Origin of the sequence: Skermanella pratensis (assembly GCF_008843145.1) — a bacterium.
Lineage (GTDB): Bacteria > Pseudomonadota > Alphaproteobacteria > Azospirillales > Azospirillaceae > Skermanella > Skermanella pratensis.
In genome coordinates, this window is record NZ_CP030265.1 from 5,120,553 (window position 1) to 5,142,653 (window position 22,101).

General features: G+C 69.3%; 21 protein-coding genes and 1 riboswitch. Of the genes, 16 read left to right on the top strand and 5 right to left on the bottom strand.

What is annotated here, in order from left to right; all coding sequences use genetic code 11:
* Nucleotides 1-25 precede the first annotated feature (25 nt).
* Nucleotides 26-1,009, bottom strand: coding sequence for a C4-dicarboxylate TRAP transporter substrate-binding protein (locus DPR14_RS23570; protein WP_158047320.1), 984 nt, complete (start codon nt 1,007-1,009; stop codon nt 26-28).
* A 160-nt stretch (nt 1,010-1,169) separates the two neighbouring features.
* On the opposite strand from DPR14_RS23570, the gene DPR14_RS23575 reads away from it, so the two are divergent.
* Nucleotides 1,170-1,889 (top strand): GntR family transcriptional regulator, encoded by a 720-nt coding sequence (locus DPR14_RS23575; protein ID WP_158047321.1) that lies wholly within the window; start codon nt 1,170-1,172, stop codon nt 1,887-1,889.
* A gap of 4 nt (nt 1,890-1,893) precedes the next feature.
* On the opposite strand, the gene DPR14_RS23580 is transcribed toward DPR14_RS23575, so the two are convergent.
* The 3 genes from DPR14_RS23580 to DPR14_RS23590 form a co-directional block, all read right to left on the bottom strand.
* Nucleotides 1,894-2,439, bottom strand: a complete 546-nt coding sequence (locus DPR14_RS23580; RefSeq protein ID WP_158047322.1) for a biotin transporter BioY — start codon at nt 2,437-2,439, stop codon at nt 1,894-1,896.
* 73 nt (nt 2,440-2,512) lie between these two features.
* Nucleotides 2,513-3,112: an energy-coupling factor transporter transmembrane component T family protein gene (locus tag DPR14_RS23585; RefSeq protein WP_192499129.1), complete on the bottom strand. Its 600-nt coding sequence runs from the start codon at nt 3,110-3,112 to the stop codon at nt 2,513-2,515.
* Nucleotides 3,112-3,786, bottom strand: a complete 675-nt coding sequence (locus DPR14_RS23590) for an energy-coupling factor ABC transporter ATP-binding protein (RefSeq protein ID WP_158047323.1) — start codon at nt 3,784-3,786, stop codon at nt 3,112-3,114. Before DPR14_RS23590 ends, DPR14_RS23585 begins: the two co-directional genes overlap by 1 nt.
* 223 nt (nt 3,787-4,009) lie before the next feature.
* Nucleotides 4,010-4,135, top strand: a riboswitch (guanidine-I (ykkC/yxkD leader).
* A 73-nt stretch (nt 4,136-4,208) separates the two neighbouring features.
* Between DPR14_RS23590 and DPR14_RS23595 the strand changes: the two genes are divergently transcribed.
* Genes DPR14_RS23595 through DPR14_RS23625 form a run of 7 tightly spaced genes read left to right on the top strand, consistent with a single transcriptional unit; the run spans nt 4,209 to nt 13,803 of the window.
* The gene (locus DPR14_RS23595) at nt 4,209-4,937 is read left to right on the top strand and encodes an urea amidolyase associated protein UAAP1 (RefSeq protein ID WP_158047324.1); all 729 of its coding nucleotides are present in this window, start codon (nt 4,209-4,211) and stop codon (nt 4,935-4,937) included.
* 21 nt (nt 4,938-4,958) lie between these two features.
* Nucleotides 4,959-5,606, top strand: a complete 648-nt coding sequence (locus DPR14_RS23600; protein WP_158047325.1) for an urea amidolyase associated protein UAAP2 — start codon at nt 4,959-4,961, stop codon at nt 5,604-5,606.
* Between the two features lie 26 nt (nt 5,607-5,632).
* Nucleotides 5,633-9,235, top strand: coding sequence for an urea carboxylase (gene uca / locus DPR14_RS23605; protein ID WP_158047326.1), 3,603 nt, complete (start codon nt 5,633-5,635; stop codon nt 9,233-9,235).
* Between the two features lie 32 nt (nt 9,236-9,267).
* Nucleotides 9,268-11,070: an allophanate hydrolase gene (gene atzF, locus DPR14_RS23610; RefSeq protein WP_158047327.1), complete on the top strand. Its 1,803-nt coding sequence runs from the start codon at nt 9,268-9,270 to the stop codon at nt 11,068-11,070.
* A 22-nt stretch (nt 11,071-11,092) separates the two neighbouring features.
* The gene (locus DPR14_RS23615) at nt 11,093-12,172 is read left to right on the top strand and encodes a putative urea ABC transporter substrate-binding protein (protein WP_158047328.1); all 1,080 of its coding nucleotides are present in this window, start codon (nt 11,093-11,095) and stop codon (nt 12,170-12,172) included.
* A 3-nt stretch (nt 12,173-12,175) separates the two neighbouring features.
* Complete coding sequence (locus DPR14_RS23620) at nt 12,176-13,000, top strand: ABC transporter permease (RefSeq protein WP_158047329.1); 825 nt, start codon at nt 12,176-12,178, stop codon at nt 12,998-13,000.
* Nucleotides 12,997-13,803: an ABC transporter ATP-binding protein gene (locus tag DPR14_RS23625; protein ID WP_158047330.1), complete on the top strand. Its 807-nt coding sequence runs from the start codon at nt 12,997-12,999 to the stop codon at nt 13,801-13,803. The genes DPR14_RS23620 and DPR14_RS23625 overlap by 4 nt, the downstream gene beginning before the upstream one ends.
* Nucleotides 13,804-14,087: 284 nt before the next feature.
* Here DPR14_RS23625 and DPR14_RS23630 read toward each other — a convergent pair whose 3' ends face one another.
* On the bottom strand, nt 14,088-15,017 hold the full coding sequence (locus DPR14_RS23630; protein WP_158047331.1) for a LysR family transcriptional regulator: 930 nt from the start codon (nt 15,015-15,017) through the stop codon (nt 14,088-14,090).
* 119 nt (nt 15,018-15,136) lie between these two features.
* Here DPR14_RS23630 and DPR14_RS23635 point away from each other — a divergent pair, with 119 nt between their 5' ends.
* The 8 genes from DPR14_RS23635 to DPR14_RS23670 all read left to right on the top strand — a co-directional run bounded on the left by DPR14_RS23635 (nt 15,137) and on the right by DPR14_RS23670 (nt 22,083).
* Nucleotides 15,137-16,123: an ABC transporter substrate-binding protein gene (locus DPR14_RS23635; RefSeq protein ID WP_158047332.1), complete on the top strand. Its 987-nt coding sequence runs from the start codon at nt 15,137-15,139 to the stop codon at nt 16,121-16,123.
* A gap of 71 nt (nt 16,124-16,194) precedes the next feature.
* On the top strand, nt 16,195-16,992 hold the full coding sequence (locus DPR14_RS23640; RefSeq protein WP_158048319.1) for an ABC transporter permease: 798 nt from the start codon (nt 16,195-16,197) through the stop codon (nt 16,990-16,992).
* Between the two features lie 11 nt (nt 16,993-17,003).
* Entirely contained in the window at nt 17,004-17,804 is an 801-nt protein-coding gene (locus tag DPR14_RS23645; protein ID WP_158047333.1) for an ABC transporter ATP-binding protein, read from the top strand.
* Nucleotides 17,801-18,559, top strand: a complete 759-nt coding sequence (locus DPR14_RS23650; protein WP_158047334.1) for an SDR family NAD(P)-dependent oxidoreductase — start codon at nt 17,801-17,803, stop codon at nt 18,557-18,559. The genes DPR14_RS23645 and DPR14_RS23650 overlap by 4 nt, the downstream gene beginning before the upstream one ends.
* Before the next feature lie 20 nt (nt 18,560-18,579).
* Nucleotides 18,580-19,278: an SDR family NAD(P)-dependent oxidoreductase gene (locus DPR14_RS23655; protein ID WP_192499130.1), complete on the top strand. Its 699-nt coding sequence runs from the start codon at nt 18,580-18,582 to the stop codon at nt 19,276-19,278.
* A gap of 13 nt (nt 19,279-19,291) precedes the next feature.
* Complete coding sequence (locus tag DPR14_RS23660; RefSeq protein ID WP_158047336.1) at nt 19,292-20,065, top strand: creatininase; 774 nt, start codon at nt 19,292-19,294, stop codon at nt 20,063-20,065.
* Between the two features lie 18 nt (nt 20,066-20,083).
* Nucleotides 20,084-21,046, top strand: a complete 963-nt coding sequence (speB, locus tag DPR14_RS23665; RefSeq protein ID WP_211103857.1) for an agmatinase — start codon at nt 20,084-20,086, stop codon at nt 21,044-21,046.
* 182 nt (nt 21,047-21,228) lie between these two features.
* The gene (locus DPR14_RS23670) at nt 21,229-22,083 is read left to right on the top strand and encodes a transporter substrate-binding domain-containing protein (protein ID WP_211103858.1); all 855 of its coding nucleotides are present in this window, start codon (nt 21,229-21,231) and stop codon (nt 22,081-22,083) included.
* Nucleotides 22,084-22,101: the final 18 nt, after the last annotated feature.

The following is a 22,101-nucleotide window of genomic DNA, read 5'->3' on the forward strand; positions in this document are numbered from 1 at the left end:
GGCGGAACCCTTTACGGCGGGCGCGTCAGTTCTGGAGGATCTTCTCGATTTCCTGGTGGAGCTCGGTATAGCCCAGCTTGTCGTAGACCGGCTTGGTGGCCTCGCGGAACGGGGCGACGTCGATCTCCGCGATCGTCATGCCCTGCTCCTTCATCTGCCTCTCGTAATCGGCCAGCGATGCCTGGGTCGCGCGGGACGCGTTGTCGCCCGCCTTGGTCGATTCCTCGCGCAGGACCTGGCGGTACTCGGCCGGCAGCTTGTCGAACCAGGCGGCGCTGGTGACGATTCCGGTGATCAGGTTGATGTGGCCGGTCTTGGTGACGTGGCTGGTCACCTCGTACAGCCGGGAACCGTAGCTGGCCGGGTGCTGGGCCTCGACCCCGTCGATCACCTTCTGCTGGAGCGCGGTATAGACCTCCGACCAGCCCATCGGCGTCGGGGTGGCGCCCATCGCGCGGATCGTCTCCATCCACACCGGGGCGCCCGGCGTGCGCATGCGGACGCCGCTCAGGTCGGCCGGCGTGGCGACCGGCTTGTTGGTCAGCACGTGGCGTTCGCCCTGCCACCAGTTGAACGACAGCACCTGGTGTCCCGAAGCCTTGCGCAGCTTCTCGACCCACTGCTCGAACAGAGGGGAGGTGACGACCTTGCGCACGCCTTCGAAGCCCTGCGCCAGGTACGGCCCGCCGAGAACGCCGAACTCCTTGGTGAAGACGGCGAGCCGGCCGCCGTCGACGACCACGGCGACGCCGGCCCCGGCGCGAGCCTGTTCCAGCACGTCCTCGTCCTTGCCGAGCTGAGACCCCGGGAACAGGCGGACGGAGATCTTGCCGTCGGTCCGCTGCTCGACGTTCCGCTTGAATTCCTCCAGGCCCTTGTACAGCGGGTCCTGCTGCGCCAGGGCGGTGTTGACGCTGAGGGTGTAGTCGGCGGCGAAGGCGCTGCCGGCCATGGTGGCCAGGGCCATGCCGAGCGTGGCGGCGCGCCACGTGCGGGTAATGAAGCTCATGTCTCCTCCCTAGAGGGCTTGCCCGTGTTGCAGAGGCGTTCTTGATCGTCACTGGTATGGTAGTATACAAGAATGGTATTGGCAATGCCCTTGCTACGGCGCAGGATGGGCAGCACCATTCGCCCGGCGCGAGATGGTCGAGAGGGGACAAAGGACGGCAATGCTCAGCAGGATCGAATCGGACTCGGCCGAGCCGGTGGCGAAGCGCGTCTTCCAGGCCTTGCGCCAAGCCATCGTCACGATGCAATTCAGCCCCGGCCAGCCGCTGTCGGAGCAGGAGGTCGCCAGCCAGCTGGGCGTCAGCCGCCAGCCGGTCCGCGAGGCCTTCATCAAGCTCGGCGAGTCGGGCCTGGTGACCATCCGTCCGCAGCGCGGCACCTTCGTGGTCAAGATCTCGGTGAAGCAGGTGATCGACGCGCGCTTCGTCCGGGAAGCGGTCGAGGTGGCGGTCGCCCGCAAGGCCGGCGAGGAGCTGCCGGCCGCCGTCGTCGGGGAGCTGCGCGCCAACCTGCGCGCCCAGCGCTCCGCCGCGGAGGACAGCACGCCCGAACGCTTCCTCGACCTGGACGAGGCGTTCCACCGGACCATCGCGCTGGGGATCGGGTGCGAATACGCGTGGCGCGTCGTCGAGGAGACCAAGGCCCAGATGGACCGGGTGCGCTACCTGAGCCTGCCCCACGCGACGCCGCTCGACCGGCTGATCCACCAGCACGAGGCTATCGTCGACGCGATCGAGGCCCGCGATCCCGACGGGGCCGAGGCCGCGATGCGGCGCCACCTGCGGGAGATCCTGACCTCCCTGCCCGAGCTGGAGCAGCGTTTCCCCGACCTGTTCGACGGCGCCGCGGCGCCGGCCGCGCGGCCGACCTGCGCCGCTTGAGCTTTCAGCCCCGGATGACCGGGTAGCTCCGGTTGACCGTGTGGGCGACGAAGGCGGCGACGACCGCCTTGACCAGGTCGCCGGGGATGAAGACCATCGAGCCGGCGGCGGCCTGGAACAGCGGCAGGCCGGCGATCAGGCTGACGCCGACGATGCCGATCGCATAGACCACGAAGATGCCCCCGGCGGCGCAGGCGGCCAGCAGGCGGGCGAAGGTCAGGCGGGCGCGGAAGCGTTCGGTCAGCCAGCCGACCGCGAAGGCGCCGACCGGCCAGGACAGCAGGAAGCCGGCGGTCGGGCCGAAGAACACGCCCAGGCCGCCGCGCCCTCCCGACAGCAGCGGCAGGCCCACGGCCACCAGCGCCAGGAACAGCAGGATCGCGAGGCCGCCGCGCCTGGCCCCCAGGATGGAGCCCGCGAGCATGACGCCCATTGACTGGGCGGTGATCGGCACGGGGATGAACCCGACGGGGATCGGCGGCATCAGGCCCAGGGCCGCCATGATGGCGGCGAACAGGGCGATATGGACCATGTCGCGGGTGGTCAGCATGTCATTCTGGTCCGGTACTTTCTGGAAGGTTTGGCGCGGAGCGGGAGAGCAATGGCCCGGCGGCGGGCGAAACTCAATCGGGATCGTAGCCGCGGGCCTCGATCGCGTCGGTCAGCACGCTGGCCATGCGCAGGGTCTTGACGATCAGCGGCACCGCCACGGCGGTGACGCTCCGCTCCAGGCCGCGCGACCGCTGGGCCGCCTGGATCTCGCGGACGAGGTCGATCAGCAGCGGCACGAAGCGGATGGCCAGCGAGATCATCAGGCCGACCTTGGCGGGATTGACGCCCACCCGGCGCAAGGGCCGGAGCCCCCTTTCCAGGGCCTCGACCATGTCCGAGACCCGGGTCGTCAGGGTGATCAGCACCGCCAGCGAGATCAGGATGGTGAAGCGGAGCACGGTGACCAGCCCGCTCTCCCAGCCCACCAGCAGCGCGTGGACCGCGAAGAAGAACAGCCCCAGCAGCAGCACCGGGCGTAGCTGGGCCGCGACCTCGCCGGGCGGCAGGCGCGCCAGGGCGAACAGCCCCAGGGCAGCGGCCTGGAGGATGCCGAGGATCCGGGGATCGGCCACCCAGATCAGGCCCACCGCCGCCAGGGTCAGCGCCAGCATCTTGGCGCCCGGCGCCAGGGCGTGGAGCGGCGATTCCCGAGGGATATGGAGGCCCAGCATCAGGCCATCAGCTCGACGTAGCGGGAAATGGCGGCGGAAGGCCGGTCGTCGGCGACGATCCGGCCGCCGTCGAAGACCAGCACCCGGTCGAACGCGCCGAGCAGGTCCAGGTCGTGGGAGATGAAGACGGCGGACTGGGGCAATCCTGCCACGATCTCCATGATCATGCGCTTGTTGCGCAGGTCGAGCAGCGTCGTCGGCTCGTCGAACACGACATAGGCCGGCTCCATCACCAGGACCGAGCAGATCGCCAGGAGCTGCTTCTGCCCGCCGCTGAGCAGGTGCGCAGGACGGCTCCTGTGCTCGGCCAGGCCGTAGCGGTCGAGCACGTCGGAGACCCTTCGGGCGATCTCGGCGCGGTCCAGCTTCAGGTTCTTCAGGCCGAAGGCGATGTCCTCCTCCACCGTGGGATAGACGATCTGGGTATCCGGGTCCTGGAACACGAACCCCACCTTGCGGCGGACGGCCTTGCCGTCCTTCCGGGTGTCCAGGCCGTCCACCAGAACCGCCCCCTCGTCCGGCACCACCAGCCCGTTCAGCAGGCGGGCGAAGGTGCTCTTGCCCGACCCGTTCGCGCCGACCACGGCGACCCGCCGTTCCGTCAGGGTCAGCGACACGTCGCGCAGAACCTGATGGTCGCCGAACCGGTGGCTGACCTGTCGAAGTTCGATCACTGGAGAAATGTCCGATATCCGGGAAGCCGATTCTTTGGGCCGCTACTGCCACGGAGAATCAGGCGGAATCAAGCGACTTCGGACGCCCCGGCAGTCGACTGCCCAAAACTTTGCCAGCCGTGGTGCCTGTTTGGGCAGAATCCTTCCCATGCCGGCCGCGCCCCGTCGCGGAACACCGCATTTCCGGGTATTCGTGGCTTGGCATCGCGCTTGCACAAGCTCCGTTTCCAGCAGCTAGGGTTCCGGCCGGAACGGGTTCAAGAACCCGATCCGGTGTTACTGGTCCGAGAGCAGCGACCCGTCCGGTGAACAGCGGACGGGCACACGGCGGGACAAAAGCCCGGGAGGTCTCAAACACGGAGGATGTTGCTCCGATGGGACGTCCCATTGCCCGGCACTCCTCCTATGCCTGAGGTGTGGCCATGGCGACCGTTCGCTCCGACCTGTTGTATCAAGACGAAATCGATGGCGGCAAACACTGGTCCTTCACGCTCCGGCGCGGCACGGTCCTGCGCCTGATCGACCGCGAGGGCGGCGCCAACGTGGGCATGCTGTTCTACAATCCGGCAAACCTGCTGGAGCGCTACAACGCGCCCGACACGCTGAAGTGCCAGCACACCTTCAAGCTGACCGCCGGCCACTGCCTCTATTCGGACATGGGGCGGGTCTTCTGCTCCATCGTCGAGGACACCGCCGGCTGGCACGACACCGTCTGCGGCAATTCGACGAAGTCCATGGTGGCGGAGCGCTGGGGCCGCAGGAGCTACCAGGAATACCGCAACGGCTGGACCCAGAACGGCCATGACAGCTTCCTGGTCGAGGGGGCCAAGTACGGCCTCGGCCGGCGCGACCTGGCGGCCAACGTCAACTGGTTCAGCAAGGTCCGCACCGAGCGGGACGGCACGCTGGTCTTCGACCCGGAGAGCACCCGCGCGGGAGCCCGCGTGGACCTGCGGTTCGACATGGACACGCTGGTGCTGTTCCACACCTGCCCGCACCCCATGAACCCGGCGGCGGAGTATCCGCGCAAGCCCGTCGCGTACGAACTCTACCGCGGCGACCCGGCGGCGGCGGACGACCCCTGCCGCACCGGCCGGCCCGAGAACGGGCGCGGCTTCGCGAACAACCACCTCTACCACCTGTGCGGCTGACCGGAACCGGGACCTGGAACAATGACGAAGAAAAGCACCCTCTCCCCCGAGACCGCCGGCTACCGCAAGACCGTCCCCGCCGGCGATTACTGGATGCACGTGGTCAAGGCCGGCCAGGTCTTCCGCATCGTCGACCTGGAGGGCAACCAGGCGGCCGACACCCTGTTCTACAGCGCCGCCGACCCCGCCGAGCGCTACAGCGCGGTCGATACCATCCGGGAACAGCGCAACGTCTATCTCGGCGTCGGCACCCGGCTGATGTCCACGGCCGGCAACCCCATGCTGGAGATCGTCGCCGACACGGTCGGCCGCCACGACACGCTGGGCGGCGCCTGCTCGACCGAATCCAACACCGTCCGCTACGCGCTGGAGAAGAAGTGCATGCATGCCTGCCGCGACAGCTACCTGCTGGCTGTGGCCGAGCACGAGGAGTTCGGGCTGACCAAGCGGGACATCACCCACAACATCAACTTCTTCATGAACGTGCCGGTCACGCCCGAGGGCGGGCTGACCTTCGCCGACGGCGTCAGCGGGCCGGGCCAGTATGTGGAAATGCGGGCCTGCATGGACGTGATCGTCCTGATCTCCAACTGCCCGCAGCTCAACAATCCCTGCAACGCCTACGACCCGACGCCGATCGAAGTGGTGGTCTGGGACGCGGCGGCATAACGGCGGCCCCGGCACGGATAATCATCATGTTCAGCAAAGTCCTGATCGCCAACCGCGGCGAGATCGCCTGCCGCGTCATCCGCACGCTCGACCGGATGGGGATCGCCTCGGTCGCGGTGTATTCCGAAGCCGACGCCCATTCCCTGCACGTGGCGATGGCGGGCGAGGCGGTCTGCATCGGCCCGGCCGCGGTGTCGGAAAGCTACCTCGACGCCGGCCGCATCCTGGAGGCGGCCCGGGCGACCGGCGCGCAAGCCATCCATCCCGGCTACGGCTTCCTGTCGGAGAACCCCGGCTTCGCCGAGGCCTGCGCCGAGGCCGGCATCGCCTTCATCGGCCCGACTCCGGACCAGATGCGGGCCTTCGGCCTGAAGCACACCGCCCGCCGGCTGGCGGCGGAGAGCGGCGTGCCCCTGTCGCCCGGCAGCGGGCTGCTGACCGACGCCGGGGAGGCGCTGGAGGAGGCGTCACGCATCGGCTATCCCGTGATGATCAAGAGCACGGCCGGCGGCGGCGGCATCGGCATGCAGCTCTGCCGCGAGCCGTCGGAGCTGGCCGGTATGTTCGAGGCGGTGTCGCGGCTGTCGCGCAACAACTTCAAGGAATCCGGCGTCTACCTGGAGAAGTTCGTCGAGCACGCGCGCCACGTCGAGGTGCAGATCTTCGGCGACGGCCGGGGCGCCGTGGTGGCCCTGGGCGAGCGGGACTGCTCGGCCCAGCGGCGGAACCAGAAGGTGATCGAGGAGACGCCCGCCCCCCATCTCTCCGACGCGCAGCGCCAGGCCCTGTTCGACGCGGCGGAGCGGCTGGGCGCGGCGGTCGGCTACCGGTCCGCCGGGACCGTCGAGTTCATCCACGACGCGGAGGCCGGGGAGTTCTATTTCCTGGAGGTGAACACCCGGCTCCAGGTCGAGCACGGGGTGACGGAAGAGGTGACCGGCATCGACCTGGTGGAATGGATGATCCGCCAAGCGGCCGGGGAGGCGCTTCCGCTGGCTGAACACGCGCGGCGGGCCGAAGGCGCCTCCATCCAGGTGCGGGTCTATGCCGAGGACCCCGGCCGTGCCTTCCGCCCGTCGGCGGGCATCCTGACCCGCGCGGAATTCCCCGGGGACGCCCGGGTGGAGACCTGGGTCGGGCGCGGCACCGAGGTGACGCCGTTCTACGATCCGCTGCTGGCCAAGATCATCGTGCGCGGCGGCGACCGCGCCGAGGCCATCGCGAAGCTGCGGGCGGCGCTCGATGCCTGCCGGCTCGACGGGATCGAGACCAACCTGGGCTATCTGCGCCAGCTCGCCGCCGACCCGGCGTTCGCGGAAGGGGGCTTCACCACCCGCTACCTGGAGACCGTGGCCTACCGGGCGCGCTCCATCGAGGTCGTGACACCCGGCACGCTGACCAGCGTGCAGGACTATCCCGGCCGGGTCGGCTACTGGGAGGTCGGCGTGCCGCCGTCCGGTCCCATGGACCCGCTGGCCTTCCGGCTGGGCAACCGGCTGCTGGGCAACCCGGAGGGAACGGCCGGGTTGGAACTGACGGTTTCCGGGCCGACGCTGAAGTTCAACACGGACGCGCTGGTCTGCCTGGCCGGGGCCGCCATGCCGGCGACCCTCGACGGCGCCGCCGTGCCGTTCTGGGAGCCGGTCGCCGCGCCGGCCGGTTCGACGCTCCGCATCGGGGCGGCGACCGGCGCGGGGTGCCGGGCCTATCTGCTGGTCCGGGGCGGCATCGACGTTCCCACCTACCTGGGCAGCCGGTCCACCTTCACGCTCGGCAAGTTCGGCGGCCATGGCGGCCGGGCGCTGATGCCCGGCGACGTGCTCCATGTGGGGACGGAGGCGGCCGCGGAAACCGGGGCGATCCATCCGGCCCTGGTGCCGGACTACGGCCATGCCTGGGAGATAGGCGTGCTGTACGGCCCCCATGGGGCGCCCGATTTCTTCACCGAAACCGACATCGCGACCTTCTTCGCCGCGGACTGGGAGGTCCATTACAACTCCAGCCGTACCGGCGTGCGCCTGATCGGACCCAAGCCGGACTGGGCGCGGAAGGACGGCGGGGAAGCGGGCCTGCACCCCTCCAACATCCACGACAACGCCTATGCGGTCGGCACCGTCGACTTCACCGGCGACATGCCGGTGATCCTGGGGCCGGACGGGCCGAGCCTGGGCGGCTTCGTCTGCCCGGCCACCATCGTGCAGGCCGAGCTGTGGAAGATCGGCCAGCTCCGGCCGGGCGACAAGGTCCGCTTCCGCCGGCTGACCGCGGCCGAGGCGGCCGCCCTGGAGGACGCGCAGGACGCCGCGATCGCGACGCTTCGGCCGGCCGGCCGGGACGCCCCGGCGCCCCGGCGGGGTACTGGGCCGGACGAGGCGGTGCTGTACCGGCTTCCCGCCGTTCCGGGCGGGGAGGACGTGGTCTATCGCCGGTCGGGCGACCGCTACCTGCTGGTGGAGTACGGGCCGCCGGTGCTGGACCTGACCCTGCGGTTCCGGGTCCATGCCCTCCAGCAGCATCTGGCGGCGCTCGGGCTGGCCGGCATCCTGGACCTGACGCCGGGCATCCGCTCGCTCCAGATCCACTATGACAGCCGGGTGCTGGCGCTCGCCGACCTGCTGGACCGTCTGGTCGCGGCGGAGCGGGAGCTTCCCGCGATCGACGACCTGGAGGTTCCGACCCGGATCGTCCACCTGCCCCTGTCGTGGGACGACGAGGCGACCCGGCTCGCCATCTCCAAATACATGCAGTCGGTCCGGGCGGATGCCCCGTGGTGCCCGAGCAACATCGAGTTCATCCGCCGGATCAACGGGCTGGACGGGGTCGAGGCGGTCAAGGAGATCCTGTTCGGCGCCAGCTACCTGGTGATGGGACTGGGCGACGTCTATCTCGGGGCTCCCGTCGCGACCCCGGTCGATCCGCGCCACCGGCTGGTCACCACCAAGTACAACCCCGCCCGCACCTGGACGCCGGAGAACGCGGTCGGCATCGGCGGCGCCTATCTCTGCGTCTACGGGATGGAGGGGCCGGGCGGCTACCAGTTCGTCGGCCGCACCTGCCAGATGTGGAACACCTACCGGACCACGGCCGAGTTCCCGCCGGGCAAGTCCTGGCTGCTGCGCCACTTCGACCAGATCCGCTTCCACCCGGTCAGCCACGGGGAGCTGCTGGCCTTCCGGGCGGATTTCCTGCAGGGGCGGGCGTCCCTGAGGATCACCGAGGAGACCTTCCGACTGCGCGACTACCGGCGCTTCCTGGAGCAGAACCGGGACTCGATCGAGGCCTTCAAGGCCCGGCAGCAGGCCGCCTTCGAGGCCGAGCGCGCGCGGTGGGAGGCGTCGGGCCAGACCGTCGCGGCGGAGGTGATCGACTCCGGCCCCATTCCCGGGCATGCCGACATGCCCGACGGCGGCGAGGCCATAGCCAGCCCGGTTTCGGGAAGCATCTGGAAGGTCTCCGGAACGGCCGGGACGGCGGTGAAGGCCGGCGACGTCCTGGTCATCGTCGAATCCATGAAGATGGAGATCGCGGTCCCCGCCCCCGCCGACGGCACCCTGGTCGAGATCCGGTGCGCCGAGGGGCAGGCCGTCTCGCTGGGCCAGCCGCTCGCCGTCTTCCTTCCCGCCGCATGAACCCCGCCCGTATGAGCATCGAAGCACCCGACATGACCGACCAAAGCCTGGAAATCGCCGTCCTTGCCCGAGCCTATGCCGATGGAAGCCTGACACCCGAGGCCGTGCTGGACGGCGTCCATGCCCGGATCGGCGCGATGGGCCTCCGCCCCGTCTGGATCACCCTGTTCGACAAGGCCGACGCGCTGGCCCGGCTCGGCCGGGCACGGGCCAGGATGGAGGCGGGCGAGGACCTGCCCCTGTTCGGCATCCCCTTCGCGGTCAAGGACAATATCGACGTGGCCGGCGTGCCGACCACCGCCGGCTGCCCCGACTTCGCCTTCGTACCCGAGCGCTCCGCCACCGTGGTGGAGCGGCTCCAGGCCGCGGGCGCCATCCTGATCGGCAAGACCAACCTGGACCAGTTCGCCACCGGGCTGGTCGGGACCCGGTCGCCCTACGGCATCTGCTCGTCCGTGTTCGACCCGGCCCATGTGTCGGGCGGGTCGAGCTCCGGGTCGGGCGTCGCGGTCGGGGCGGGGCTGGTCAGCTTCGCGCTGGGGACCGACACGGCGGGCTCGGGCCGGGTGCCTGCCGCCTTCAACAACATCATCGGGCTGAAGCCGACCAAGGGGCTGGTCAGCACCGCGGGCGTGCTGCCTGCCTGCCGGACCCAGGACTGCGTGTCGGTCTTCGCCGGCTCCAGCGGGGATGCCCTGGCGGTCCTCCGGGCGGCGGCGGGGTTCGACCCGGCGGACCCGTTCTCCCGGCGGGCTCCGGCGGGAGCGACGCTTCCGGCATCGGTGCCGCCGGGGTTCCGCTTCGGCGTGCCGTCGCCCGAAGGGCTGGAGTTCTTCGGCGACGCGGGCGCCGCCGAGCTGTTCGCCGCGTCCGTCGCCCGGCTGGAAGCCCTGGGCGGCACCCGCGTGGAGTTCGACTACGCCCCCTTCGTCGAAGCGGCGAAGCTGCTCTATGCCGGCCCGTGGGTGGCCGAGCGGCTGGCCGCGATCCGGGACTTCGCGGAAACCAGGCCCGATTCGATCCATCCCGTGGTCCGCGAGATCATCCTGGGCGGCGGCCGCTACAGCGCCGTCGATGCCTTCGAGGCGCAGTACAAGCTGGCCGAGTTGACCCGGCGGGCGGAGGGCTGGTGGGAGCGCATGGACGTGATGCTGCTGCCCACGACCGGCACCACCTTCACCATCGAGGACATGCTGGCCGACCCGATCCGGCTGAACAGCCAGCTCGGCCACTACACCAACTTCGTGAACCTGATGGACCTGTCGGCGATCGCCGTGCCGGCCGGGTTCCGCTCCACGGGGCTGCCCTTCGGCGTCACGCTGATCGGGCGCGCCTTCGAGGACGGCAGGCTGGCGCTGCTGGCCGACCGGTTCCACCGGGCGCAGGCCCCCACGATCGGCGCCACCGGGCATGCCGTCGCCGGCCCGGCGCTGGAGGCGGCGGAGTCGGGAATGGTCCGGCTGGCCGTGGTCGGCGCCCACCTGTCCGGACTGCCGCTCAACCACCAGCTTACCGGGCGCGGCGCGCGGCTGGTGCGGACGGACCGCACGGCATCCGGCTACAGGCTGTTCGCCCTGCCCGGCACCACGCCGGCCAAGCCCGGCCTGCTGCGCGACCCCGGCGCCCCCGGCGGGATCGAGGTCGAGGTCTGGGAGCTGGACGCCGCCGGTTTCGGCGGCTTCGTCGCCGAGGTGCCCCCGCCGCTCGCCATCGGCACGCTGGAACTGGCCTGCGGCGCCCGGGTGCAGGGCTTCCTGTGCGAGGCCCATGCGACCGTCGGAGCGCAGGACATCACCAATCACGGCGGCTGGAGGAACTGGCTTGCCACCCGCTGACCAACCCCGGAGGAGCCTTCCCATGCGCACCCTGTTCAAATCGGCATTCGTCGTCCTGGGCCTCGCCCTGACCCTCACCATGACCGCGGCGCAGTCGCCGGCGGTCGCGGCGGAGAAGAAGTCCTTCAAGATCGCTTGGTCGATCTATGCCGGCTGGATGCCGTGGGGCTACGCGGCCGACAGCGGCATCATGAAGAAGTGGGCCGACAAGTACGGCATCTCGGTCGAGATCGTCCAGATCAACGACTATGTGGAATCGATCAACCAGTACACCGCCGGGGCGTTCGACGGCTGCGTCATGACCAACATGGACGCGCTGACCATCCCGGCCGCCGGCGGCGTCGACTCCACCGCGCTGATCGCGGGCGACTATTCCGACGGCAACGACGGGGTGGTCCTGAAGGACGGCAAGAGCCTCGCTGAGATCAAGGGCCAGGACGTCAACCTGGTGGAGCTGTCGGTGTCCCACTACCTGCTCGCCCGGGCGCTGGACAGCGCAGGATTGTCGGAGCGGGACATCCGGGTGGTCAATACGGCCGATGCCGACATCGTCTCCGCCTTCGTGTCCTCCGACGTCACGGCGACGGTGACCTGGAACCCGCAGCTCAGCGAAGTGCGGAAGGCGGAGGGCGCCGCCCTGGTGTTCGACAGCAGCAGGATCCCGGGCGAGATCATCGACCTGATGATCGTCAACACGGAGACGCTGAAGGACAACCCGTCGCTGGGCAAGGCGCTGGTCGGCGCCTGGTACGAGACGCTGGCGCTGATGCGGGACGGCGGGGCGAAGGGCACGGAGGCGCTGACCGCCATGGCGACCGCGGCCGGCACCGACCTGGAAGGCTACAAGGCCCAGCTCGCCACCACGAGGATGTTCTACACCCCGGCCGAGGCGGTGGCGTTCGCGTCAAGCCCCGAGCTGGTCAAGGGCATGGACCTGGTCCGCACCTTCTCGTTCGACCACGGGCTGCTGGGCGAGGGCGCCCGGACGGTCGATGCGGTCGGGATCGGTTTTCCCGGCGGGACGGTGCTGGGCGATGCCGGCAACGTCAAGCTGCGCTTCGACGCCGATTACATGAGGATGGCCCAGGAAGGGAAGCTCTGACCCATGCGCCGGATCATCAACCTGCGTCCCGGCCGGGGCGGCATCGTGCTGTGGGGCGCGCTGCCGTTCCTGGCGGCCGGCGTCGCCTACGCGCTGGCCTCGTCCGCCCGGCTGGCGGCCAACCCGAACGACAAGCTGCTGCCGCAGCTGGAAAGCTTCGCGGCGGCCCTCGGCCGGCTGGCGCTCAACCCCGATGCGCGGACCGGCGACTACCTGATGTGGGTGGACACGCTGGCCAGCCTTCAGCGGCTGGGCCTCGGGCTGGGCGTGGCGACCGCGCTGGCGCTGGTCCTTGGTCTGGCGATCGGGTTGATACCCTATGTGCGGGCGGGCCTGTCGCCCTTCGTCGGCGTGGTCTCCATGATCCCGCCGATGGCGGTGCTGCCGGTCCTGTTCATCGTCTTCGGCCTGGACGAGCTGTCCAAGGTGGTGCTGATCGTGTTCGGCGTGGCGCCGTTCCTGGTGCGCGACCTGGCGCTGAAGGTCGGCGACCTGCCGCGCGAGCAACTGATCAAGGCGGAGACGCTGGGGGCCTCCACCTGGCAGATCGTGGTCCGCGTGGTGCTGCCCCAGATGCTGCCCCGGCTGATCGACGCGGTGCGCCTGTCCCTGGGGCCGGCCTGGCTGTTCCTGATCTCGGCCGAGGCGATCGCCGCGACGGAGGGGCTGGGCTACAGGATATTCCTGGTGCGCCGCTACATGGCGATGGACGCGATCCTGCCCTATGTCGCCTGGATCACGCTGCTGGCCTTCCTGTCGGACGCCGGGCTGCGCTGGGTCAACGCCCGCTTCTTCCCGTGGCTGAAGGCCGGAAAGGGGCAGTCATGAGCCGGATATCGGTCAGGAACCTGTGGAAGGAATATCCCGGCCAGGTGGTGCTGGAGCGGGTGTCGCTGGAGATCGCGTCGGGCGAGTTCTGCGCCCTGGTCGGCCCGTCGGGCTGCGGCAAGACCACGTTCCTGAGGATGCTGCTGGGCGAGGAAAGCCCGACCCGCGGCACCATCGAGCTGGACGGCAGGCCGCTGGTCGCTGAACCCGGCCCGGACCGGGGCGTGGTGTTCCAGCGCTACTCCGTGTTCCCGCACCTGACCGCGCTCCAGAACGTGATCATCGGGCGCGAGTTCGAACGGTCGAAGTTCCTGGGAAAACTGTTCGGCCGGGAGCGCCGCGCCGCCGAGGAGGAGGCTTCCGGGATCCTGGACACGGTCGGACTGTCCGCCCACCGGGACAAGTACCCCGCCGAGCTGTCCGGCGGCATGCAGCAGCGGCTGGCGATCTCCCAGGCGCTGATCAGGAAGCCCAAGGTGCTGCTGCTGGACGAGCCGTTCGGAGCATTGGACGCCGGCACCAAGAGCCAGATGTACGAGCTGCTGCTCGGCCTGTGGGACAAGCACAAGATGAGCATCTTCATGGTCACCCATGACCTGAAGGAAGGCTTCACCCTGGCGACCCGCGTGCTCGCCTTCGACAAGGTCCGCGTCGACCCCCAGGAACCGGGCGCCTATGGGGCGACCGTGACCTACGACCTCCCCCTGGAAGCCAAGATCGCCGCGAGGCGGGCGGCGACCCTCCACGCCCCGGAGCCGGTCAGCGAGCCCTCCCCGGCCGTTTCCCTGGTCCCGGTGACTTGAACAGCGCCGGATGCATCGCCTGGGCGCGGGCGCTCAGCAGCCGGTGCAAGGCCGCGACGAGCGATCGGAGCCGGGATTTCCCCCAATCCAAGTTGGGATGCCGTAGGTAAGCCAAACCTGTTCTCCTGCCGAGGTACAGGCTGGGGTCGATGCAATCATCGTTCCATAAAGACGGGCTGCGTAGGTCGGACTTCGCCCACGGGGCGAACTCCGACGCGTTGCATCGGCGCTCCGGACCCGATGTCGGCGTCGTCCCTTCGGGCCGAGGCCGACCTACGAGAATCTCACGCCGGGCCGGCATCCCCCATCGCTCCCGATGACGCCGCCTGCCGCTTGATCTCCCGCACGAAGCTCTGCACCAGGGTCCGTCCCGCGTCGGCGCTGCGGGTCGCGACGAAGTGGGTCGAGGCGAAGTTGTAGATCCTCGGCTTCAGGGGACGCATCAGTCCGCGCCTCATCCAGTCCTCGCCGATGTGGCAGGGCAGGAAGCCGATGAACTGGCCGGACAGGATCATCATGACCTGCGCCTCCATGTGCATGACCGTCCCGCAGGGGCGGGGATGGTTGGCGCGGTAGAGGTCGTCGAAATGCAGGTACCCGCGCACCGCGAAGGGGGCCTCCTCGATCGCCGCGCGGTCGATCCTGTCGTCCGGCACGTCGTGGAGCCGGTGCTTGCGGCCGCAATAGAGGGAGTGGGGCTCGCGGTATATGGGCTGGTATGTCAGTCCGGGGACTTTCTGCGACATGGGGCCGACCACCACGTCGCGCGAGCCGTCGGCGACCGCGGCTTCCAGTTCCGTCGGCGTTCCCAGCAGCAGGTCCACGAAGACGTCGGGAGCGTACTCGCAGTAGCGGCTCAGCGCCGTCTGGATGCCCAGTTCCGGCGAGGTCACCACGCCGTCCACGATGCCGACGCGCAGTTGCCCCATCAGCTTGCCCCGGTCGCGCCCGATGCGCGACTGGAAGGCATCGATCTCTACGAACAGCCGCCTGGCCGCGTCGTAGGTCGCCTCCCCGAATTCGGTCAGGCGGAAACCGCGCCGCCCGCGCTCGCACAGGGGAGCCCCCAGCTTCCGTTCCAGCGCCGCCAGATGGGTGCTGAGCGTGGATTGCGACAGGTTCAGCACGATCTGGGCATCGGCGAAGCCGCCGGAGTCGGCCAGGGTGACGAACACGCGCAGAAGGCGCAGGTCGATGTTGTCGAGGCGTCTCATGGTCCGGGTGCCGCCTTCACATCGATGATTTTCAATATATCCGTCTATTAAACCTGATTTTTATAGATGTAAACCTGCGCGATGATCCTTGGAAAGCACTCCAGCGACGAGGGTCACCGATGCTCCGCACAAGCCGACTTGCAGCCGCCGCCCTGGTCCTCGCGACCTTCTCGGTACCGGCATGGGCAGCCGACACGATCCGGGTGCTGTCACCCACCTGGCCCGGCTTCGCGCCCGTGTTCGTGGCTTCCGACAAAGGCTACTTCAAGGAACTCGGGCTGACCGTCGACATGAAGTTCGAGGACGACCGGGCCAACGTCATGGCGGCGATGATGCGCGGCGACATCGAGGTCGACATGCGCACCGTTGGCGAGCACCAGGGCCGCCCGCGGGACGAGACCACGCCGGGCGTCATCATCGGCACGATCGACAAGTCGGTCGGCGGCGACGGGGTCATCGCCGACGGGTCGATCGGTACGGTGGCCGACTTGCGCGGCAAGAAGATCGCGGTCGAACCCAACATCCCGGCCCGCCTGCTGCTCCAGCTCGCCCTGAAGAAGGAAGGGATGAGCCTTGACGACCTGTCGATCCTGGAGATCGCGACCGCCGACACGATCGCCGTGTTCGCCGACAGCTCGATCGCGGCGGTCGGGACCTACCAGCCGTTCCAGTCCCAGGCCATCACCGCCCTGCCGGACCGCAAGGGCAAGGTCCTGCTGTCGTCGGTGGACAGCGAGATCATCATCGACGTGATCACCGCCCGCCAGGACGACCTCAGCAAGAACCCGGCGAAGTACCGGAACTTCCTGGCCGGCATCTACCGGGCGATCGACCTGTACAGGACGAACCCGGAGGAGTTCATCGAGCTGGCGGCCCCCCACTACAACCTCGGCGAGGACGAGGTGAAGGAGATCATCGACACCAGCCTGGCCTACACCCCGCTGGCCGAGGCCAAGGACCTGATCGGCACCCCGGACCGGCCCGGCCGGCTGCACGGGATCTTCGACACCGTCATGCAGCTCAACATCGAGAACGGCGCCGCCGACACCAGGCTGACCGCCGCCAGCCAGATCGACGCCTCCGTGATCTCCCGGGTCGCCCCGTGACCCAGGGGCAGACGTCGGCGCTCCGCGGTCCGGATCTTCCTGCCGTGGCAACCGGAACGAAGGCCGCAAGGGTGGCGCCGCAACCCCGGCGCTCCTCCCTCTGGACTTTCCGCGGGACGCTGTCGCGCCGGGCCCAGGTCGGGATCGGCGTGGCGGCCAGCGTCGGGCTGCTGCTGGCGTGGGAGGCGGTCTCCCGGATCGGGCTGGTGAACAGCCTTTTCCTGCCCGCGCCGAGCACGGTGCTGAGCGCCATGCTGGTCATGGTCCAGAAGCAGGACCTGCTGTGGCATGCCGGCGTCTCGACGCTGCGCGTCTGGACCGCCTTCGCGCTGGCGGCCTTGATGGCGATCCCGATCGGCATCCTGATGAGCAGCTACCGCGTCGTGGGCGCGGCGCTGGAGCCGATCATAGACTTCATCCGCTACCTGCCGGTGCCGGCCCTGGTGCCGCTCTCGATCATCTGGTTCGGCGTCGGCGAGAGCACCAAGTTGTACCTGCTGTGGCTCGGCACCTTCTTCCAGCTGGTCCTGCTGGTCGCCGACGACATGCGCCGCGTGCCGCAGGAATATATCGAGATCGCCCATACCCTCGGCGCCAACACCCGGCAGATGCTGCGCGACGTGGCCTTCCGGGCGATGCTGCCGGGGCTGGTGGACAACCTGCGGATCACGCTGGGCTGGTGCTGGACCTACCTGATCATCGCCGAGATCGTCGCCGCCGACAGCGGCATCGGCTTCGTCATCTGGACGGCCCGCCGCTACATGAAGACGCCCGAGGTCATGGCCGGCGTGGTCGTGATCGGCGTGATCGGGCTGGTCACCGACCAGCTTCTCCGGGCTCTTCACCGCCGCGCCTTCCGCTACCTGTAGCAGGCCCCACCATGACCCAGCCTCACCTCGCCCCCTATCTCGCCCCTTATCTCGCCTTTGACGGCGTCACCAAGCGGTTCGGCGACCTCGACGTGGTCGCCGAACCCTTCGAAACCACCATCGCCCGCAACGAGTTCGTCGTCTTCCTCGGGCCGTCCGGCTGCGGCAAGACCACGCTGATGCGCATGATCGGCGGGCTGGACACGCCGTCCACCGGGACGATCCGCCTGGAAGGGGCGCCGGTCGGCGGGCCCGACCACCGGCGCGGCATGGTCTTCCAGTCCTATTCGTCCTTCCCCTGGCTGACCGTCGCCGAGAACGTCCATTTCGGCATGCGCTACCGCCGGGACCTGACGGAGCGGCAGAAGCTCGCCCGCCGAGACCACTACCTGGAGCTGGTCGGGCTCTACGAGTTCTCCGACGCCTATCCGAACAAGGTGTCCGGCGGCATGCGCCAGCGGGTGGCGATCGCCCGCACGCTGGCGGCGGGATCGGACGTGATGCTGATGGACGAGCCGTTCGGTGCCCTGGACGCGCAGCGCCGGGAACGGCTCCAGGTCGAGCTGCGGAGCATCCAGCGGCGCGACGCCAAGACCATCGTCTTCGTGACCCACGACGTCGAGGAGGCGGTGTTCCTGGCGGACCGGGTCATCGTGTTCTCCAAGCGGCCCGCGCGGGTCATGGCGGACATCGACATCACCGGGCGCCTCGGTCCCGACCGCCCGCTGGAGCTGCGAGACAGTCCGGAATTCTTCCAGCTGCGCGGCGAAGTCCTGAGACTGCTGCGCGAAGCCGCCGGAGACGAGGAATGACCCTGCCCCGTTTCGACAATCGCACGGTTCTGGTCACCGGCGCCAGCCGGGGCATCGGCTTCGGCGTCGCCCGGGCCTTCGCCGCCGCCGGGGCCGACCTGCACGTCGCGGCGGAGAACGACGCGATCCACGCCGCGGCGGAAGAGCTGGGCGCCACGGCGCACCGGGCCGACGTGACGCGCGGCGACGAGGTGGCCGCCATGGCGGCCCGTATCGGCGCCGTGGACGTGCTGGTCAACAATGCCGGCCTGGAGCTCATGACCCCGCTGGACGACGCGGGCGCCGAGAACGAGGCGGCCTTCCGGCGCATCATCGAGATCAACATCCTGGGCACCTTCCTGGTGACCCGGGCGGTGGTCCCGGGCATGCGCGCCGGCGGCGCCATCGTCAACACGGCCTCGGTCTGGGGCCGCGTCGCGGAGCCCCTGTTCTCCGCCTATGTCGCGTCGAAGCACGCGGTGATCGGGCTGACCAAGACCTGGGCCAAGGAGCTGGGTCCCTGCGGCATTCGGGTCAACGCGGTGTGCCCCGGCTGGGTCCGGACGGAGGCGTCCATGCGCTCGCTCGGCCGCATGGCGGAACGGGCGAACCGCGGGCAAGCGGAATTGCTGGACGACATCATCGCCGGGCAGGCGCTGCCCGGCCTCATGGAGCCGCCGGACATGGCGGGTCCGTATCTGTTCCTTGCCTCCGACCTCGCGGCCAACGTCACCGGCCAGAGCCTCGGAGCCGACCGGGGGGAAGTGCCGTGGTGACAGGATTGGACGGACCCGGATTGAACGGACTCAGGGCGCTGGTGACGGGGGCCGCGAGCGGGATCGGCCTTGCCGCCTGCGAGGCCCTGCGGGGCGCCGGTGCCCATGTGGTCGGGCTGGACCGCGCGCCGGCCCCGGCGGACGACGCCGGCCGGGTGGTCGCCGACGTGACCGACGAGGGCCAGGTGATCGAGGCGGTGGCCCTGGCCGCCGGGCGGCTGGGCGGCCTCGACCTGCTGGTGAACTGCGCCGGCATCGAGATCGAGGCGCCGCTCCACGCGATCGACATCGCCGACATGGACCGCATGTACGCGGTCAACCTGCGCGGCCCGATCCTGGTGGCGCGGGAAGCCCTGAAGGCCATGGAGCCGGGCGCCCGCATCGTCAACATCGCGTCGGAGCTCGCGTATCTCGGCCGCCAGGGCGCTTCGGGCTACTGCGCCACCAAGGGGGCGATGCTGTCGCTGACCCGGTCCTGGGCGCGGGAGCTGGCCCCCGGCATCCTGGTCAACGCCGTGGCCCCCGGTCCGATCGACACGCCGCTGCTGGGCTTCGAGCGCATGACCGATGCCCAGAAGGCGCTGGAGAGCGCCAACCCCCTGGGCCGCATCGGCCGCCCGGAGGAGGTCGCCGCCGCGATCCTCTTCCTGGCGTCCCCTGCGGCCAGCTTCATCACGGGACAATGCATCAGCGTCGACGGCGGCGCGGCGATGCACTGAAAGGATCGAACCTATGGTCGAAAGCGTCTTCATGGCCGAGCTGACCTGGCCGGAGTTCGCCACGAAGGTGGCGGAGGGCGTCACCGTCTTCCTGCCCCTGGGCACCACCGAGCAGCACGGCCCCCACATGGCGATGAACGTGGACGTGGTGCTGCCCACCGCCGTGTGCGAACGGGTGGCGCGCAACGTCGGCGGCATCGTCGCCCCGACGATCCCCTATGGCTACAAGTCGCAGCCCCGCTCGGGCGGCGGCGAGTCGTTCCCCGGCACCACCAGCCTGGATGCCAACACCTTCTCGCTGGTCGTGCGCGACGTGATCCGGAGCTTGGGCACCGACGGCGTGCGCCGGCTCGTGGTGGTGAACGGGCATTTCGAGAACTGCTGGCCGGCTGTCGAGGGCGTCGACCTGGGCCTGCGGGAGCTTCGCCGCGACGGGATCGCGGACATGCAGGTGATGCGGCTGGAATACTGGGACTTCGTCGGCCGCGACACGCTGGACCGGCTCTTCCCCGAGGGGTTCCCCGGCACCGAGCTGGAGCATGCCAGCCTGCTGGAGACGTCCCTGATGCTGCTGCTGCGACCCGACCTGGTCGATATGGACAAGGTGCCGTCCGACGGGCCGGCGCGGTTCCCCACATACGACCGTTACCCCGTGCCGGAGGGGTTCGTCCCGGCCTCCGGCGTCCTGGCCCGCGCCCAGGGGTCCTCGGCCGAGAAGGGGCAACTCCTGATGGACGACCATGTCGAGCGGATCACGCGGGCCGTCCGCGCCGAATTCAACCTGTGAGCAGATGATCGTAAGCAGATGATGAGCGACAAGCAGTTCCAGCCTCTCGATTCCGCCGCCGTGCCGCGCTTCGCCGGGCTGCCGACCTTCATGCGGCTGCCCGTGGCCTCGCCGGAGGAGGTGGACGTGGCCCTGGTCGGCGTCCCGTTCGACGGCGGCACGACGAACCGGCCCGGTCCCCGCCACGGCCCGCGCGAGGTCCGGAACCAGTCCAGCCTGGTCCGCCGGGTCCACCACGCGACCGGCATCTGCCCGTTCGACCTGGTGCGCGTCGGGGATTGCGGCGACGCGCCGGTCAACCCGCTCGACCTGATGGAGAGCATCGACCTGATCTCCGGCCACTTCGCCGGGGTGCGCCGGGCGGGCGCCGTCCCGCTGACCGTCGGCGGCGACCATTTGATCACGCTGCCGGTGCTGCGCGGCATCGTCGCCGACGGGCCGGTCGGGCTGATCCATTTCGACGCCCATTCCGACACCTACGACAGCTTCTTCGGCAACCGGTACAACCACGGCACGCCGTTCCGGCGCGCGGTGGAGGAAGGGCTGCTCGATCCGAAGCGCATGGTGCAGATCGGCCTGCGCGGGGCGATCTCGGACGCGGCCAACTACGACTTCGCCAAGGCCAACGGCATCCGCCTGATCTTCATCGAGGAGTTCGAGGAACGCGGCCCGAAGGAGGTCATGGCCGAGGCGCGGGCGATCGTCGGCGACCGGCCGATATACGTGTCGTTCGACATCGACATCCTCGATCCGTCCATAGCGCCCGGCACCGGCACCCCGGAGATCGGGGGCGTCACGTCGCGCGAGGCCCAGGCCATGATCCGGCTGCTGCGCGGGCTGGATATCGTCGGGGCCGACCTGGTCGAGGTCTCGCCGCCGTTCGACCCTTCGGGCGCCACGGCGCTGACCGCGGCGACCCTGATGTTCGAACTGCTCTGCGTGATGGCGGAGAGCATAAGCCTGAATTCTGCCCAATCCTGAAAACGGCGCCTAGTGATTAGGCACTGAAGCGAGTCCCGCCTGTCGGCCCCGGCACCGGAACAGGCCGGCAAGCGGGAATGCACCATGACTTTTGTTCAAGTAACTTGAATGGCATGCATGTTGCTGAAGAAGTCCTGAGCGCCGGTCCAGGCGTCATGCCGTATCCCGCACAGGAGAGTGCCGTGTCCCTTTCCCAGTTCGCCCGCCTGATCAAGACCGCGGCCGTGGTGGTCGCCGCCGCAGGCACCCTTGCTTCCCCGGCCTTCGCCGACCAGCTCGACGAAATCCGGAAGAAGCAGGAGATCGTCATCGGGACCGAGGCGCAGTTCCCGCCCTTCGAGTACCTGGAGGACGGCAAGATCGTCGGCTACGCCAGCGACCTCCTGCAACTGGTCGCGGCCGACCTGCCGGGCGTCAGGCTGAACCAGCTCGACGTGCCGTGGCCGGCGATCCTGCCGGGCCTCAGCGCCGGCAAGTTCGACTTCGTGGTGACCTCCGTCACCGTGACCAGGGAGCGGGCAGAGCAGTACGCCTTCACCGTGCCGATCGCCGAGGCCACGGTCGCCCTGGTCAAGCGCAAGGGCGACGGTTCCATCACCAAGCCGGAGGACATCGCCGGCAAGGTCGTGGGCTCCCAGACCGCGTCCGCCCAGCTCAAGGCATTGCAGGCCTTCGACGAGAAGCTGCGCGGCACCGGCTCGGGGGTGGACGGGATCACCGAGTATGTCAGCTTCGACGAGGCCTATGCCGACCTCGCGGCCGGCCGGATCGACGCCGTGTCGCAGGCGCTGTCCAACCTGGCTCCGCTGGTCAAGGCGCGCGGCGACATGTTCGAGATCGTCGGACCGACCATCGGCCCCAAGACCTACTATGCCTGGGCCGGCCGCAAGGACCCGGCCAGCGCCTCCCTGGTGAAGCTGTTCAGCGACGGCATCGCCAAGGCCAACACCTCGGGCAGGATGGCGGAGCTTCAGATGAAGTGGTTCGGCTTCACCATGGACGTGCCGGCCGACGCGGTGCCCGAGCCGACGATGTGACGAGGTGCTGCGTGTACC

What these genes read in the sequence shown, in the direction of transcription:
- DPR14_RS23650 (WP_158047334.1), top strand. Translation starts at nt 17,801, where the DNA reads ATGACCCTGCCCCGTTTCGACAATCGCACGGTTCTGGTCACCGGCGCC.
- DPR14_RS23645 (WP_158047333.1), top strand. Translation starts at nt 17,004, where the DNA reads ATGACCCAGCCTCACCTCGCCCCCTATCTCGCCCCTTATCTCGCCTTT.
- uca (WP_158047326.1), top strand. Translation starts at nt 5,633, where the DNA reads ATGTTCAGCAAAGTCCTGATCGCCAACCGCGGCGAGATCGCCTGCCGC.
- speB (WP_211103857.1), top strand. Translation starts at nt 20,084, where the DNA reads ATGATGAGCGACAAGCAGTTCCAGCCTCTCGATTCCGCCGCCGTGCCG.
- DPR14_RS23630 (WP_158047331.1), bottom strand. Translation starts at nt 15,017, where the DNA reads ATGAGACGCCTCGACAACATCGACCTGCGCCTTCTGCGCGTGTTCGTC.
- DPR14_RS23570 (WP_158047320.1), bottom strand. Translation starts at nt 1,009, where the DNA reads ATGAGCTTCATTACCCGCACGTGGCGCGCCGCCACGCTCGGCATGGCC.
- DPR14_RS23575 (WP_158047321.1), top strand. Translation starts at nt 1,170, where the DNA reads ATGCTCAGCAGGATCGAATCGGACTCGGCCGAGCCGGTGGCGAAGCGC.
- DPR14_RS23585 (WP_192499129.1), bottom strand. Translation starts at nt 3,112, where the DNA reads ATGCTGGGCCTCCATATCCCTCGGGAATCGCCGCTCCACGCCCTGGCG.
- DPR14_RS23620 (WP_158047329.1), top strand. Translation starts at nt 12,176, where the DNA reads ATGCGCCGGATCATCAACCTGCGTCCCGGCCGGGGCGGCATCGTGCTG.
- DPR14_RS23600 (WP_158047325.1), top strand. Translation starts at nt 4,959, where the DNA reads ATGACGAAGAAAAGCACCCTCTCCCCCGAGACCGCCGGCTACCGCAAG.
- DPR14_RS23595 (WP_158047324.1), top strand. Translation starts at nt 4,209, where the DNA reads ATGGCGACCGTTCGCTCCGACCTGTTGTATCAAGACGAAATCGATGGC.
- atzF (WP_158047327.1), top strand. Translation starts at nt 9,268, where the DNA reads ATGACCGACCAAAGCCTGGAAATCGCCGTCCTTGCCCGAGCCTATGCC.
- DPR14_RS23660 (WP_158047336.1), top strand. Translation starts at nt 19,292, where the DNA reads ATGGTCGAAAGCGTCTTCATGGCCGAGCTGACCTGGCCGGAGTTCGCC.
- DPR14_RS23615 (WP_158047328.1), top strand. Translation starts at nt 11,093, where the DNA reads ATGCGCACCCTGTTCAAATCGGCATTCGTCGTCCTGGGCCTCGCCCTG.
- DPR14_RS23635 (WP_158047332.1), top strand. Translation starts at nt 15,137, where the DNA reads ATGCTCCGCACAAGCCGACTTGCAGCCGCCGCCCTGGTCCTCGCGACC.
- DPR14_RS23625 (WP_158047330.1), top strand. Translation starts at nt 12,997, where the DNA reads ATGAGCCGGATATCGGTCAGGAACCTGTGGAAGGAATATCCCGGCCAG.
- DPR14_RS23580 (WP_158047322.1), bottom strand. Translation starts at nt 2,439, where the DNA reads ATGCTGACCACCCGCGACATGGTCCATATCGCCCTGTTCGCCGCCATC.